Annotated in this window: 15 protein-coding genes; 1 reads left to right on the plus strand and 14 read right to left on the minus strand. The window is 60.4% G+C overall.

Going from position 1 to position 15148, the window contains the following annotated elements; translation table 11 throughout:
• Window positions 1-62 precede the first annotated feature (62 nt).
• Window positions 63-605, minus strand: a complete 543-nt coding sequence (locus Pan216_RS09960; protein ID WP_145257847.1) for a hypothetical protein — start codon at window positions 603-605, stop codon at window positions 63-65.
• Window positions 602-994, minus strand: coding sequence for a hypothetical protein (locus Pan216_RS09965; RefSeq protein ID WP_145257848.1), 393 nt, complete (start codon window positions 992-994; stop codon window positions 602-604). The genes Pan216_RS09960 and Pan216_RS09965 overlap by 4 nt, the downstream gene beginning before the upstream one ends.
• A 73-nt stretch (window positions 995-1067) precedes the next feature.
• On the opposite strand from Pan216_RS09965, the gene Pan216_RS28185 reads away from it, so the two are divergent.
• Window positions 1068-1739: a DUF4339 domain-containing protein gene (locus Pan216_RS28185; protein WP_419193477.1), complete on the plus strand. Its 672-nt coding sequence runs from the start codon at window positions 1068-1070 to the stop codon at window positions 1737-1739.
• Here the strand turns inward: Pan216_RS28185 and Pan216_RS09970 are convergent.
• The 12 genes from Pan216_RS09970 to Pan216_RS10025 all read right to left on the minus strand — a co-directional run bounded on the left by Pan216_RS09970 (window position 1730) and on the right by Pan216_RS10025 (window position 15137).
• Window positions 1730-3385: a hypothetical protein gene (locus Pan216_RS09970; RefSeq protein WP_145257849.1), complete on the minus strand. Its 1656-nt coding sequence runs from the start codon at window positions 3383-3385 to the stop codon at window positions 1730-1732. The genes Pan216_RS28185 and Pan216_RS09970 overlap by 10 nt on opposite strands.
• Before the next feature lie 51 nt (window positions 3386-3436).
• Entirely contained in the window at window positions 3437-4189 is a 753-nt protein-coding gene (locus tag Pan216_RS09975) for a hypothetical protein (protein ID WP_145257850.1), read from the minus strand.
• Entirely contained in the window at window positions 4186-4452 is a 267-nt protein-coding gene (locus Pan216_RS09980) for a hypothetical protein (RefSeq protein ID WP_145257851.1), read from the minus strand. Before Pan216_RS09980 ends, Pan216_RS09975 begins: the two co-directional genes overlap by 4 nt.
• Window positions 4453-4460: 8 nt before the next feature.
• On the minus strand, window positions 4461-5390 hold the full coding sequence (locus tag Pan216_RS09985) for a hypothetical protein (protein ID WP_145257852.1): 930 nt from the start codon (window positions 5388-5390) through the stop codon (window positions 4461-4463).
• Between the two features lie 8 nt (window positions 5391-5398).
• Window positions 5399-5878 carry a hypothetical protein gene (locus tag Pan216_RS09990; RefSeq protein ID WP_145257853.1) on the minus strand — a complete coding sequence of 160 codons (480 nt, stop codon included), beginning with the start codon at window positions 5876-5878 and terminating at the stop codon, window positions 5399-5401.
• A gap of 83 nt (window positions 5879-5961) precedes the next feature.
• Window positions 5962-6456: a hypothetical protein gene (locus tag Pan216_RS09995; protein WP_145257854.1), complete on the minus strand. Its 495-nt coding sequence runs from the start codon at window positions 6454-6456 to the stop codon at window positions 5962-5964.
• Window positions 6456-6821, minus strand: a complete 366-nt coding sequence (locus tag Pan216_RS10000) for a head-tail joining protein (protein WP_145257855.1) — start codon at window positions 6819-6821, stop codon at window positions 6456-6458. Before Pan216_RS10000 ends, Pan216_RS09995 begins: the two co-directional genes overlap by 1 nt.
• Window positions 6822-6824: 3 nt before the next feature.
• Complete coding sequence (locus Pan216_RS10005) at window positions 6825-7508, minus strand: hypothetical protein (protein ID WP_145257856.1); 684 nt, start codon at window positions 7506-7508, stop codon at window positions 6825-6827.
• A 55-nt stretch (window positions 7509-7563) separates the two neighbouring features.
• On the minus strand, window positions 7564-9972 hold the full coding sequence (sppA, locus tag Pan216_RS10010; RefSeq protein ID WP_145257857.1) for a signal peptide peptidase SppA: 2409 nt from the start codon (window positions 9970-9972) through the stop codon (window positions 7564-7566).
• Entirely contained in the window at window positions 9969-11510 is a 1542-nt protein-coding gene (locus Pan216_RS10015; RefSeq protein WP_145257858.1) for a phage portal protein, read from the minus strand. Before Pan216_RS10015 ends, sppA begins: the two co-directional genes overlap by 4 nt.
• Before the next feature lie 436 nt (window positions 11511-11946).
• A complete protein-coding gene (locus Pan216_RS10020) occupies window positions 11947-13728 on the minus strand; it encodes a terminase gpA endonuclease subunit (protein ID WP_145257859.1) in 1782 nt (593 codons plus the stop codon).
• A gap of 782 nt (window positions 13729-14510) precedes the next feature.
• Window positions 14511-15137, minus strand: coding sequence for a sigma-70 family RNA polymerase sigma factor (locus Pan216_RS10025; protein WP_145257860.1), 627 nt, complete (start codon window positions 15135-15137; stop codon window positions 14511-14513).
• Window positions 15138-15148: the final 11 nt, after the last annotated feature.

Here is a 15148-nt window from a genome sequence, read left to right on the forward strand (position 1 = left end):
CTCTTGTCACGGCGGATCTGCTCGCACAACCTGGCCATCACTCGCGAATCGAACCAACACATCTAGCTCGCCTCCGTGATCGTCAGCGTCGGGGTTGCGCTACCGTTGTACGTATAGGTGACATTCGGCGCGTCCGGGTGCCTCACCATCAGCGCCGCGAACGTCTGAGCTGATCCCTCGTTGCCTGCGTTGTCGAGAGGGACCACGCGGAATTGATGGGATGCCGAGTCCTCGAGCCATCGCGAAACCCACGTGTAGCTCGTTTCGCCCGTGCTGGCGATCGTCTGTCGCTCAGTCCATTCGGAGTCGACGTACTCATCGACCCGATACCGAGTCGCTCCGGTCACCGCCTGCCATGCGAGCGTCAGTCTCCCAGGGAATGCTGGCTGTGGCCGCTGGCCCGCTCGGTCGAGGATCTCGAAAAAGGGCACCGTACCGGGCTCCACGGTGACCGTGATCTCCCCGGTGCCGTCGGTCGAAGTGAACGAGTAGATCATGTCGCCGTTGCGCACCACTCGGAACGGGACCGGTGGTGTCTCGTCGCTTGAGAACGAGAGCCGAAACGCGAAGTAGTCGATCTGTCGGGCCTGGGCGGTGACCGTCATGAGCCCACCCTCACCACTCGCCACACACTGCGGACTGTCCAGAGACCACCAGTCACGCCACCGCTCGTGTTGGCAGACTGGAAGCGTTCCGTGACACGGGCCTTTATCACCAAGTAGTTGCTGCGGGTGATCTGTCGGAGCCGGATCGAGACAACTGTCCCTTCGAGGGCGCGATAGGAGTCGATCAGAGCGTCCGCCGCCGCTGCCGACGCAACGTCAGTCTCTCCCCGAAGCTCGGATTCCTCCGACTTCGACCCGGTCTCGCGGTAGGCGTTCCCGTCGACGCCAGATCGCGACACGTCCTCCACCTCGGCGCCGCCGAGGCCGTCGACATCGCCTTCGAGAGCGATAAAAGAGAACGATCCGATCATGTCCCAGAGAATCGCCATCGTTCGCTAGTTGCCCTTCACGTCGCCACCCGCTTACAATGCCGTTCGCGGGGCACACACACTGGAGGTCACCATGAGCGTCAAGGCCACCACGCGTTGGCACTACAAAGACGCAGAGCTTGGATCGGTAGTCGGACCATGCTCGATTGACGACATCGCCAGACTGGTCAGCTACGGCACAATCACGGAATCCACTCTCGTGAGCACAACGGGAAAGAAGTGGGCTCCGGCTAGTCGCGCCACCAGCATCCGCCACTTTTTTGAGTCACCCACATCTGGTCCCGATCTCTCGGCCGAACCAACTGCGCCCGATGTCGCAGTGCCCGAGAAGCGTCCCCAGTCATCAGCACCGAAGCCACCAAAGATCCCGGCCACGACAACACCTTCGCCAACCAACTACTCGCTCCAACGTGTATGCCAGCGAATATTTGCAACGGAGATCAGTCGCGTCGACTTGCTCGCGACATCCTCGACAGTGTTCTTTGTCGTTGGCGGCATCCTGCTTGGGCTAGCTGGATTCTTGGTACTCTTTGCATTTGGAAACATCCCTGCATCTTGGTCGCAAGAGAAAAATTACACGGCTGCATACCTTCTGTTTGCATCCGCAGCATCATGCACGATTACTGGAGGCCTCTGTCTCGCAGCCGGAACGTTTGCCGGGGCATTAGCGGCTTCTATCCGTGCCACCTTGATCCTTGCAACGAAAGCCCGCGTGGACGCAGACCCATCATTGAGTCAAAGCTGAACGTGCCTTCTCAATGTCGGCATCTTCTTGCTCAGTGACCGCTCGACTGCCTTCGCGTCTTGCCGTTGGAGCTCAGTTTCTCGCAATTGCCGCTCCGCCAGCTCGATCATCTTTTTTTCCGCTGGACTCATTCGCTCGCCCTGCTCACTGCCTGGCGCGGTCGCGGCAAACCGAGCCTTCGCTAGCTGGCGAGAAAGTTCATCCACTTTGGAGTTGATCATTTCTAGGTTCGCTCGTTCGGGCGTTGCGGTTGCCGCCTCGATCGCGACACCAGCCTTCTCGTCTGCCCGAAACTGATTGAGCAGATCCAGCGTGACATCTTTGCGAAACATGTTTCCGGGGGCAATTTGGCCAGACGCGTCGAGCAGTGCTTGCTCTACTGCCTGACCTTGGAATCCGCGGGCTCGCTGATCCCGAAAAACATCCCTCAACGGAGACTCGAGAAAACGCCTTGTCTCGGTCGCTTTCCGATCATCCTCCTGTTTCTTTCGCGATGCTTCACGTGCGGCTACGAATTCGTCTCGCCTTTGCTGAAGCTGGCTCTTTTCAAGATCCGCACGATCAGATTGCCGCATGGCCTCGTCGAGATTCTTGGTGACTATCGAGCCGGCGGGGCTGCGAGCGACAAACTCCCTTTGTTCTTCCGGGGTCCACTTCTCGAACAGATCCTTCCTGGTGATGCTTGTTCGGATGTACTCGTTGTATGCGTGTTGTGCGTCTACTACTTCCTGCCGCGCTTTCTGGGCCGCTTCGGTGAGTACCGACATCTTCCCAAGGAATTGTCGCTCATCCCTGGCATCCGCCGCCGCCCTCTCCCCTTCGGCCATACCCTTCAGTGCGTCCTCGATGTGCTCGATGCTAGACAGGTATTCCCGGTTACCGTCGACAGCCGCCTTGCTGGCGTCCGCAGTCTCTTGCAATCGAACACCAAGGCTCAGTACCGCCCCCGCAAGCGAGGGGACAATAGCAAGCAACGGATTGAAGCTAGCCAAAACGAAACTCATATTGTTCGCTGCCGCCCGCATCCCGTTAACCATCCCCATCTTGCCGCCCTGGCCGCTCCAGACGGTCAAAAAGTCGTCAACGGCGAACGATAGCTGGGTGACGTTCGCTCCCGCCTGGCCACTGAACTTGAGGAAACCCTTGCCGGCACCGTTTGCCCGAGCGACATCTTTTCCAGCCGCTTCCAGCCGTTTCTCTAGCACCGCGACCGCCGCCGCATGTTTGAGTGTCTCTTTCGCCGCGGCTTCATTGCCAGCCTCGGCAAGATGCGATGCCTTCATGAGATCATTTTGCGTGGCCTGAAGGGCGGCTTGTAAACGCGCCTGCGCCGCGATCGCCGCCGACAGGTCGCCGCTGACACCCTCGGTGCCGGGAACCTGGATTTGGGACAGGCCTTGCTGTGCGGCCTTCGCCTCGTTGATCCGCTTGCGGGTTTCCTCGAACTGCTTGTTGAGGATGAGGATCTTGCTCGAGTGAGCATCGAGAGCGCCTTGCGCCTCCACGCTGCCACTCACCGCCGCGCGTGCCGCCTTCGTCAGCTCGCCTTGCGTGGCGCGGATAGACGCCTGGAGCTTCGCGTACTCGGCGATCGCCTGCTTGGCGTCCGCGGAGAACTCAAAGACTTCACCCGACGAAACTCCCACGCTCTTCCTCCAGCCAGTGCAAGTCAGCCCATGTAGGCCAGTAGTCCGGTGCTAGCCCACGTCGCCAACGGAGACTTCGGAGCCACTTGTAGGTGTGCCGCTTTTTTTTTGCGCCTTCGCGTAAGCCACGAGGTCGGGGCCTCCAAGGCTCGCAAGAACGATCTCGTTGAACATCGCCGCAGACGTGTGGATCAACGCCAGCCGCAACACCTCATGCCATCCGACGTGGTAGTTGACTGCCAACAGCGCGACAGCGTACTCGGCGAACTCCAGGTGCGAGAACCGGAAGCTTTCACTGCTGTTCGCTCGATCGTGCCATACCACCGACATTTCCATGAGCTTCTCGTAGCCGGGAAGCAACGACAGCGAGAAGGCTCCGTCATCGCCGATGGTGTAGGCCATCGGCATCGTGTTCGCCGGGCTTGGTACGTGGACGCACGGGATCACCCACTTGTTGCCGTCACCAAGCTCGACTGGATGGCCTTCGACCTGCTTGGGTCGCTCGAGGTCGGATGGACCTGGCGGGTTTTCAGACTCCCAGCCAAGGTAGTGAGTGACCTGGTCTCCATTGCGCACTGGGTGCCACGTCTGTTTGTCGGGGTAGATGCCGCACTTCGCGGCCTTCCCACCGCCCGGCTCGACGACGATCACGGCGCCCATGCCGCCGTCGGGACCGTCGCGATAGACCTTCGACGACGTCTTGATCTTGGCGCCAGCGAGATGATCGAGTTCACACGCCGCGGGGATCTGCTTCGGATCGTAGAAGGGCTCGGCCTTCGGGAAGTAGTAGAGGAGGCTACTCACTCATCGTCTCCCGTCGGCTCTTGAGGCTCGGGCGCCACCGTGGGCTCTTCCTTGGGCGGAGTGCCGATCAGTTGACCACGAGCGTAGACGTAGCCCTGTCGCCGGTAGTCGTCGATGAGGCCAGCAGCCTCTTCCGCCGGGACCTCTCGGACGATCAGTAGATCGACGAGCGGCCTCGGGATCAGCTTCTCCGAGTCGGCTTGCGCTGCGTCTCGGATCGCCTTGATTCTCGCGGCGTCGTTGGCTGTGCTTTCCTTCGTCACATCTCACCTCATTCCGACAGGGCTTGGTCAGTCGCGAACACAACCATTTCATTGGTCCCATCGAAGATTGGCTTGAGGACCACGGTCGACTCCGCGTCCGAGTCGTTGGAGCCGCCGCCCTCCTCCCAGAAAATCAGCCCATCGTCGACCGTCATCGTGATGTGCTCCTCTTCCGTGTCCGCCGTCACCGAGCTTCGATTTGGCATGTGACGAAGAGCGATCACGCTGTCGGTCGCACTCTGAGCTGTCCCGCTGATCCCGTAGGTGTTGAGTATGGACAAGTCCGAGGTCGGGAACCGGAACTCGGGCTCGCGTGCCTGGATGTGCACGCGTGTTGGATAGATCTGGTCCATGGCTCGCGCGGCTTCCTCGGAAAGCCCGAAGTCAAACGAACCTGACGTGAAGCTGTCACCTGTCGTGCCGTTGATGGTGACCGGGCCCGCGCGGAACATCTCCCCGATGACTGGCGTCCCGCTCATGGTCTGGCTGACACTCAGGATCAACGGAGCGTTGGTCCCGTCGAATGTCGCAATGATGTCAAACTCGATCGTCGCCGGCGGCTCTAACCCCCAGGTCAGACGACGAGGCACAATTAGCCCCTTGTTCATCGCGCCTTTCACGCACGCCGTCGCGTCTCGCACGCCACCATCGGGAAGATTGACGAAGTAGTTCTCGACGGTGGTGTAGGTCGTGGACTGAGGGAACGCGAAGCCCGACATCGCGACGTTCGACAAAAACGTCTCGACATCCGAGCACGTGGCCGACAGGCGAGGGGCAACCTCGGTCACCGCGATCCAGGACGCGTCTGGCTGACCCGCAGCGCGACGCAACAGCGTCTGGATGCCCGAGGACAGGTTCTTCGACTCGAGCCCTTCGAGATTCCAGGTCGAGGACCCATTCACCACGATTCGGCCGAGCGTGTAACGTTCGTGTGCCATGATTTCCTCTACGCTGCGCGTCCGTTGATCACGAACCGTTCGTTGCCTAGCGTTTCCGCGTCGAACTCTCGCACGAACGTCGTCTTGGCCCGCCGTTGGAGATCGCGCGTTTCAGACGGGAGAACTTCCGAAATCTCACCGACGTTTTTGGGATTGATCGGGTGCCCAAGCTTGAGCGGCACCCGAACGGTTTGTTTCGAACTCGTCGCCGTCTTCTTGATGTTGAAGCTCGACGCTTCTCGCTTGGTCATCAGGTCGCGTGTCGTCCCCGTGCGAATCCACGAGATCCTCGGTTCCGCCGCCGGAACCTTCACCGCGAATTTGTTCCGAGAGAACGGGCGGTAAAACTTCGCCCGTTTCTTGATCTCGAGCGTCTTGCGAGACCGACGCGCGAAGGTGTATCGCTGGCTGTTTCCCGGCAAAAACTTGAGCGGAAGGAACTCACGGATCCACATCACCGCCGCTTCGTGCAATGAGTTGCGGACCATGTCGTTCCATCGACGCTGTGGAATGTCCTTCGAAAGCTTCCGCTTTCTCTGGATGACCACGGATAGCGGCACAAGTGCCAGCATCACCGCCTCCGGCCGTACTCGACGCGAAACGTTGTCATGAGGTAGTCACCCTTGTTGGGCTGGCTCTGTGTTTCCTTTGGAGGTAGCCCCAGGCTCGACAGCGTGATTCCGTCATCCTGAGCGACTGCCAGACGAAGTTTGGTGCCGTCTTGAGCCAGGTCGTACATCTCGTCGATGATCGCGCCGATCTGGCTCTCGAACCACGTCAGGGCGTCCGCGATGTTCTCATCGCCCTGGTAGGCCTCTGGAGTGTCCAACTCAATGTGGATCTCGCACGTCCCGCCGACGTGCCCCGATCGTGAATGCCGCGTGTCATCCGAACTAGCGACTACGGCAAACGGTCTGGCCGGGTTCGCCACCGCCTCGACGTAGACCCGCGTGCTTGCGTCCTCGACTTCCGCCGCCGTGCATAGGTCGATGAATGTCTCCGACTCCGCCACCAACTCCGCGCAGAGAGCCAAGGGCTTCGCGATCGGCCCGGTTGCGGTCACCATCAAATGGTCTCCCGTCGCCCGCGACGTGACTTGAGGACGTCGCCGATCGCAATGAGGTTCAGGGTCGTCATGAAGTCCATTCCACGCGTGACGCCGGTGATACTCCAAGTCGTCGTGCCGTCGCTGATTGTTTCGCCTCGCTGCGGGCTTTCGACGTCGCTGCTCTTCACTCGGGCCATCGCGGTCTTCCGCTCTTCTTCACCTTCGTCGAGGATCTGAACACCGAAACCAGCGTCGTAGACCATGATGGCTCTGATCGTCGTCGCACTTCCTCCGTCGGGCGTGTACGTGATCTCTTGCGCAAAGTGATTCGTGTTCAAAATCGCTTTGTCGACGTGGTTCCTGATCTGGTCACGCAGCCCCACGGCTTACAACTCCTTGAACTCCACCGAGAATCGGTCGATCTGGAGCGTGCCTACGTTCGTGTTGGCCGCTTTTTGGATCTGAGCGAAGAACTGGAGGCCTGCCGTGTAGTTGGCCACGCTGAACGTCGTGCTCTCGGCGACACGCTTGAGACCATAGCCGCCGTCCATGTAGAAACGGACGTCCGACAACCCCTGCGTAAAGTCGATGACGAATCGCTTCCAGGTGGTGGCAAGCGTTTCACCCGTGGCGACGTCGTTGTTGTCATTCGTTCCATCATCGGATTCGACAAGCACTGCCCCCGAGCCGTCTCCGAGCACCCGGAACAACAATGCTTCCGTGATGGAGTCGATGGCGTCGTTTCGAGCCGACGTGAGTCCGAACGCTACCATCGTCGTTGCAGTCGTCCCAAGAGCCGTACTCAACCTCGCGCGAAACTCGACGCTCTTGAGCCGCTCGATGTCGTAGCCCAAGACATCGCCCGAGTAGGCGCAGGCGTTCTGGACTTCGCTGTCGGCCGAGAGAGCGGCCTGGAGTACGCCAACGGCGTCGACGGCCGAGACGTAGCCAACCGTTGGCGGGCCGGAACCGGTGATTGCCTGAATGAACTGCGAGCCGGATTCGTCCCCCGCGGCGGAGAGCGACCCCTCACCGAGGAAGTGGTGATCGATGCGAAACGTGTCAGCCATGATCAGACCTTTCGAAGTTGGTAGCTTGCCCGAGAAAGACGACTGCTAGCGACGGTTATCCGGCCGACGTGCCGTCGTTGTAAACGATGTTCACCCAGTCAATCGCCTTGACGCCGAAGGTCTGGTGAATGGTGAACTTCCGCCCCTTCTTGTCGAAGTCGAACTCGTCTTCGAGGATTGGCGACTCCTCTCCGCGAAGGAACGAGACCTCGATGTGATCGGCATCCTGCCAGGCGCCGAGACCGTAGTAGGCCACCGGATCATTTAGATCAAGCTGGCCCTCGACGACTGGAGTCACGCGGTTACGCCAAATGTTGGCAACGCCCGAGTTCGTCCCTTCGGGATTCGACACCGAGTTGAGCAGCTCGAGCGTCACGCCCTCGAGCGCCGCCGGAACGAGCAAGAACCGCATCTCGTGGTTGAGGATGATTTCAGGCTTGTTCGGGTCCGTCTGGAGTCGAATCAGCCGCTTCATTTCGTTGAGCTGAGCAACGCTCGGCGCGCCCGTGGTGTCCACGATGTTGTTGTGGTTCGCGTGAAAGAGCGTCGTGTTGTCACGCATCGTTGGGTTACCGGTCAACACCGCGTAGACAGCTCGGTTGATCGTACGTTCCGCCGCTCGCGTTTGCCGGATCGTCAGCGTGGTGAAAGCTCCGAGATCGTCGTTGATGAGCATCTGTCGCGTGAACGAGTAGGCCTTGCCACGAGTCTCGACGGCGTAATCTTCCCCCGAATCCTTCAGCTCATCCTCGGGAAACGCCTTGTCCTCGGGAATCACTTCGAGGTCAGACACCCCGCTCAATCGCACGCGATGGATGTTCTTGAAGTCGGAAACCGACTCGGCCTGATGCACCCATTGCCGCCACGTCGACGGAGCCTCGGCGTAAGCCATGAGCAACGTCTTATTCGCGGCGTCTCGAAGCAATTCGGGAAACGAGCCCGTGGTATGGAAGCCGCCACCTCCGAGAGCGCCCGCCTTGGGCACTCCCTCGAACTCCCAGCCGAGAGCAAGCTTCGCTAGTGGCGTGGGGTCCATTCCCCGCGTGGAGATGCCTTCTCGGTTCAGGCACTCCGCCGCGATGTCAATCAGCCGCATGCCTCGAAAAATGTTCGCGTCGGGGTGGATCTTGCGAGCCTGACCGGTGAACCGAATGCCGGCGGGATGACCTCTGTCGTACACCCGCTCGTAATTGCACAACTTGAGCCGACCGGTCGAGTCCCGTGCAAAGTTGGACGCCGCCGCCTCGCTTCCGCCAACGCGGAATGCAAGGCCGTCGGACACTGTCTCGTAGAACTTCTCGTTTGACGAGGGGCCAACCTCGAAACTTCCGCGAGGGGCCGCCGTCTCCGATTCGGTGAGCGCCTTGAGCACGCGAGCGCGAGCGGAGTCAAGCGACGCGCCAGAGCTGACCAACTCTTCCTTGAGCTTGTCAGCGTCGCCGATGCGCGGGCCATGGACCTTGACCATCGCTTCGATCTCGGTCACCCGCTCACGCTCTTCTTGCCGGGCCTTCGTTGCCACGGCCTCCATGTCAACGGTCTCGACCTCGGTGGTCGTCTCGGCTTCTTGCTTGGTCATCTGCATTCCCTCGACTCTTACACGAGCACCGCCCGGCCGAGACGTTCGGCTCGACAGTTCCTCGATTACCTGACTCAGTGTTCCAACGCGATCGGCCAGCCCCGCCTCGACCGCTTGCTGTCCGACGTAGACCCGTCCGTCCGCGACCGATCGCACCGCCGACATCGACATGCCACGGTTCTCGGCGACGGCCGCCATGAACATTTCGTGGAACGAATCGACACGCTCTTGCAACATCGCCCGCTCGTCGTCGGTCATGGCTTTTGAGCGATGCCCCGCCGTCTTCATGTCGCCGGCCTGAACGATCGTCGTCTTGATGCCGCGTTCCGCTTCCGCCTGCGAATGCTCGCGGAAGACCGCGAACACACCGATGCTCCCGACGCTCGCCGAGTCGGTCGTCACGACCTCGCTCGCCGCCGATGCGATCCAGTAGGCGGCCGACGCGGCCAGATCGTTGGCGACGGCGACGATGCGTTTCTTGTTGCGAGCCTCGACGATGACATGACTCAGCTCGCTTGGACCATTAACCGAACCTCCCGGACTGTCGACGTCGAGCACGATCGCGGAGACGCTGTCGTCGTTGGCGAGCGCCTCAATGTCTCGGACAAGCAGCTCGGTCGACGTCCCGCCGCTGATCTCGACGAACAGGTTCATCCGCTTCTCGATGACGCCGAAGACGGACACGACGGCGACGTTGCCGTGCATGACGATCTCGTGCGATTCCGTCGGCCCGCCGATGAACGCGGCGACTTCGTCTTGCGTGAAGAAGACGCCCTCTTGCCGAGCCTCAATCAGCGTCTCGATGTCCGCCGCCTTCTCTGGCAGGATCGCCAGCGGCGTTGAGTAGAAGGCGTTCGCGATCTTGTTGATGCGTCGCGCGGTCATTCTTCGTCCTCTTCCTCTTCGCGTGCCGACTGTGCCTCGGCGGCCATTTGCTCGATCTTGCCCCAGAGCATCTGCTCGACTGGCAGCCCATCGGCCTTCATGTCCTTGAGCTCTTCGGCCAACTTCTTGTGAACCTCGACGCTGTCGAGACCGATGTCCGCGAAAAACAGCTCGAAGTTGCCTAGACCCGCTGCGATTGCCTCCTTGGCCGCGCGGATCTGCTTTTCCGGGTCGACGTATCCCCAACCCGGCGGCCGTGCGACCGCTTGGAGCCACCGAAACGGGTTCCTGTTAAATCGAGCGATCCCGCCATTGGGGACAGGAAGAAGCCCCGAACCGATAAGTTGCTGCGTCACTCGTCGGCGTACCTCGAGGTCGACATACCACGTATGCCAATGCTGCATGGGCACGAAACCCTTGCGGTCCTGAAGGTCGCCAGCGCGAGCAGAAGAGAAGTTGGTCTTAGAGTAGTCGCCGGTGAATCGCTGGAGGCTGAGTCCAACGCCGTTGCCCATCATCTGCATGAGGAGCGTGATCCACGCTGTGGCCTGGCTGTTCGGTCGGTTGCTTTGGATGACTTCGATGCTGTCGTTCGGCCCGCCGGTTAGCCCGATGCCTGGTCCAAGCGGAAGCATCTCGTTGCCGTCGACGTCGAGCGGACCGGCGTCTCCGTTTTCGTCGACGAAGTAGTCGTCGGCGCCTTCGCCCCAGTCATCCCGCTTGTGCATGTAGACGAAGTAGCTCGCGACCTTCGCCGCTGCGATCTCGTACTCCATGTAGTCGTAGAGGTGCCAGAGGTTCCGCACCAAAGGAGCGAACCAGGACACTCCTTGCGTCTGCGATGGCCGCTCCCCACGGTAGAGGTGGATCACCTGCCAAGCAGGAATTCGCTCCGACTCGTATCGACCGGTGTAGACGCCGCCGGGGTGCTCGGTCCAGAAGTAGTAGGCGACAGCCCTCCCACGTCCGTCGAATTCAATCCCGCGACGGATCTCGTTGACGCCATCGCCCGCCGGTCGGTCCCTCGTCTCGTCGAGCTGGTCCGACTCGCGGAGTTCGAACGCAAGAGGAATCAGCCGACCAGGATCGTTGATTTGCCGCTCGACGAGAAACCCGTTTCCCGCCTCGATCGTCTCATGCAAGTTGGTTCGACTCATCTGATACCAGTGCTGCCGGCCTCTGGTATCTGCTTCCCCCATCCATCGGGCGTACAAGTCGTCGGCTTGTGTGTTGAAGTCTTTCAGCAGCTCGCCGCTGGCGTCGCGGACCTGGGCTTTCGTTTTGATCCCGGTCCCGATGACGTTGTTGACCAGCGTGTTCTTCACGCCAATGCACATCGGGTTATTGCGGCCGAGCCATCGGCTACGGGCCTTCAGCAGCTTGTCATCGGACTTGACGTGAGCGTCAGCCGATCGGTTGCGTGGGCGAAAGTCGGCGTTGGTGCGCGTGAGCTGACCGCCAACGTAGCCGGCTTGAGGTGAGTAGCGGCCGTTGCCCTTCGACACGCGATCCAACAGTTCGGGGTAGCTCAGACTCATTTGTCCCCCATGGGCTTGATGAGTCGAGCGCGAGAGGCCCTGCGATTGCGACGACGCTTCAGGAGTTCGTCGAGGTCTAAGAGCCGTGCGCCTCGAAACCGAATGTCCTGCGTCTGATATTCCTCGACGCCACCGCTTTCCAAGCGGTTCTGGAGTTCGGTTTCAGCTAGTTCATTGATTTGATCGTCGGTTGCCATGTCCCACTCTACGGACATTTCGACGACGAGATTTGTGGGTTGTTACTATTTGATTTTAACGTCGTTGGAAAAAGTGTGTCCGCACCCCTTCGTCGCTGTCGATCCAGCACACTTCAGATACTGAATTCGACCGCGCCGATGATAGACCTTAGAAGGTGCTCCGCAGATCGGACATGGCGTCATCTTCGCCTCTCGCGTGTCATTGCTGTATCGACGACTTCGTGGCTTTCTGGCTCTCACTACCATCCTCCAGGCGTTGACTTGCGTCGACCAAGTGAGCGGGGCCGACGCTTCGCACCGCCCGGCCGTCTCATCGCGAACTTGTACCTTGCCGCCGCAGCCTCCTGGTAGACTTCGCAGTCAGCCAAGTGCTCGAACGTCTTGCTGACCGATACCCAGCGATGCCGCTTCTCGCCGGTCTTTCTGTCCTCTTCCTCTTCGCGCTTCCAGGACACTATGCTCTTGAGGTAATCCTCGCCGACGTCCAAAGGAATCGCCCAATAGCCCGGCGCCCCACAGGTGACGTTCAGTCGCGAGTCGTAGAGCCGATCGCGGGCCTGGCCAGCGTCAATCATCCAGCCTTCGAGCTGGCGATACTGGAGCTTCATCGGCTGGAGAAGGCCCTTCAGCCCGTACTGACGTGAGCCCTTCAGCGGGACGCAGAATCCGCGGTGCTTCGCGCAATACTCGTAGATCTCATCGGTGCGCGTCCCGTCGCCGGAGTCGATCCAGCACGTGCGAATCGTGTGAATCTCTCCGTCCGTGCCCTCGTAGGTCAACTGGAAGAGCTCGTCGAGAGCGTCCCATCCCTCGAGAAATCCGTAGTCCACAAGCCACGACGACGCCAAATACGACCACGCCCGAACGACGAACCACAACCCGTTGTGCTGCACGTCGACCGTGCTGATGAGCGAGAGAGTCGGGCCGGGAACCGTCCCGATCTTGTAGTCCTGGATGTGCGTCCTGATCTCATCCTCATCAGACGCTCTCGATCGCACCTCCCACGGCTCGCAGGTCCACGAGTTGATGAACGCGCGGAGCTCTTCCAAGTCGCCTTGGACTTCCAGCCATTCGCGCGCGTATTCGCCCCATGGGATCACGTTGGAGTAAAGGCTACTGAGGTGGAAGCCAGCGAACCGCGAAGGGTTCGACTTCTCGCCGACAAGTCGGTACGTAGGTGCCAGGGATGCCCCATCGCCGCCGTGAGCTGTGACGGGAAGTGGCTCGACTCGTTGGCCCGCCGGCACCCACACGCCCCTACGGAGCATGAGGACCTTTCGATCCTCGCTGATGTCCTGTCCGCAGTGTTCGCATCGATACCGCGTCGTCTTGCTCGCGAAGTCCGGGCAACTCGTTCCGTCGGGCCGCTTGTCCCAGACCAGATTACCCTGCTTAAGCTCCTGATACTCACCACAGTGCGGACACGGAACGTGAAACCGTCGCATGTCCGATTGCTCGTAGGCTCGAGTGATGGCGCACTGGCCTTTGATGGTCGGCTTGCCCTCAATGAGGATCTTCTTCCGCGATCCCGGTATGGCCTTTAGCCGGTCGCGGGCCATCTTCACGGGATCGCCTTCCTTGATGAGCGTTCCCCAAAGATTGACCTCGGTGATGGCCAGCATCGCCACGGTACGGCCTGACAGCGTCGTCGCGGATCCCGACCAAGCGTAGTAAATCCATCGGTCTCCGAGGTCGAGCCGCGATTTGTTCCGCTGGTGTTTCGGCGGAAGACGCCGCGCCACGCTGCGACAGCTCTCAAGGGCCGGTATCAGCTTGGTGTCGTTGTGCTCGTGCGCGGAATCCTGGTTCGGGCACGCGATCATGATCGAACCCGGCCGGTTGTCCGCCGTCCAGCAAACCGATGCGCCGAGCAGCGTGGTCTTTCCGAGTTGCGTCCCCCAACTGAGGATGATCCCTTCGATCTGCGGGTCGTCCAGCATCTGGAGCGGCTCGCGGCTGTAGGGAAACCTGGTATGGGACCAGTACCCAGCCACCGCGGACACGTCGCTCCCGTAGTACATGTTCTCCTCAACCCACAAATCGGGAGCGACCACGACAGTAGGACTGAGGCTACCAACGCACGCGTCGCTAAATCGGAATGGCTCTGGTGTCGACTGGATCACTGCTCTTCGATCGCCCTCATAGCCGCCTGACACGCCCGCAACCCATCGTCGATGATTCGCTTGGCATCGTCCCTCACCACCTCGCGTAGCTCGGCGTCGCCGATGAGCATCGCTATGGCGTCGGGGACGGATTCCCACAGAGACCTTGCATCGAGAAAAAACTTCTGGAAGCCTCGATCGACGGCGTCACGCGAGACGAGTTCACCTCGGAGCCTCGCGATCTCAAGCTCGTGCTTGATCGCGAGGGCGATCTCTTTTCGATCGGATGGCGATGGCTCTCGCGAGGGCTCAGTGCTCTTGTCGGACTTCTTGCGGAATCGATCGTTGTGCTTGCCGATGCGGTGCCGCGCGCAAAAAGCATCGAGCTCTTTTTCCTTGCACGGAAACGCCGGGAAGTCCTCGCGGGTCTGCCACTTCCTGACGGTCTCTTCGCTCTTGAGCCCCTGGGCTCTCGCCGCATCACGTTTCGTTCGGATAACGCCAATCAGATGCCCTCGCGGCCGCTACAACCCCAACCTGGAATTGACCACCTCACGCGAAAAATGCTCGCGATACGCCAACCCTCGACCCCGGGTACCCCCTGTCGAAGGACCCGCCATTTTCTCATAGTGATAATCAGGGGCCTGCCATCCTGGCATGCCAAAGTGACACCTGAATGGCACCTAGTTTGGCACGGGATTTCATGCAGCCAGCTCTTCAGATCTACCCTGGACCATGGCCCGCAGATGGTCAAGGGCCTTGGCTCCACGCCTCTGGGTTGCCGCCGTGCAAAGCCCTATCTGCTCCCCGATCTCTCGGTAGGTCAGCCCACGCAGATAGTGCAGGGTCACGATCACCCTGTCGGTCCTTGTGAGGACGGACAGCAAGTGCCTGACATGCTCTCTCGTGTCCAGCGTGGGAGCCTCGGCTGTGCGGTAGTCCACCACGTTTGCCGTCTCTCCATCAGAGATGCTGTCTATCGAGTTGAGTGGCAAGACTGCGGGCAGGCCCGTGCATGCATGGCGTACGTGTCGTGGTATCCAATCAATCGAATCGAACGCCATCATCATGTGGGACCAGATGCAACGATAGGCATAGGTGGAGAATCGGACGCCCCGAGACGGATCGAATAGCTCGACAGCTCGCATCAACCCCATGGCGCCTGCCGAGAACAGGTCATCCTGACCTACCGCTGGTTGAGCCGAATGGATTCTCGATGCGATGCGGTGCACCAGCGGTAGGTTCGCCTCGACCAATCGGTTCCGGTTTTCATCGGACCGGTCCGCCTGGTAGGCCTCCCACAGCTCGTGATGTGCTTGTGTGACCATCCGATCCGGCA

The sequence above is a fragment of the Kolteria novifilia genome (assembly GCA_007748055.1).
Lineage (GTDB): Bacteria > Planctomycetota > Planctomycetia > Kolteriales > Kolteriaceae > Kolteria > Kolteria novifilia.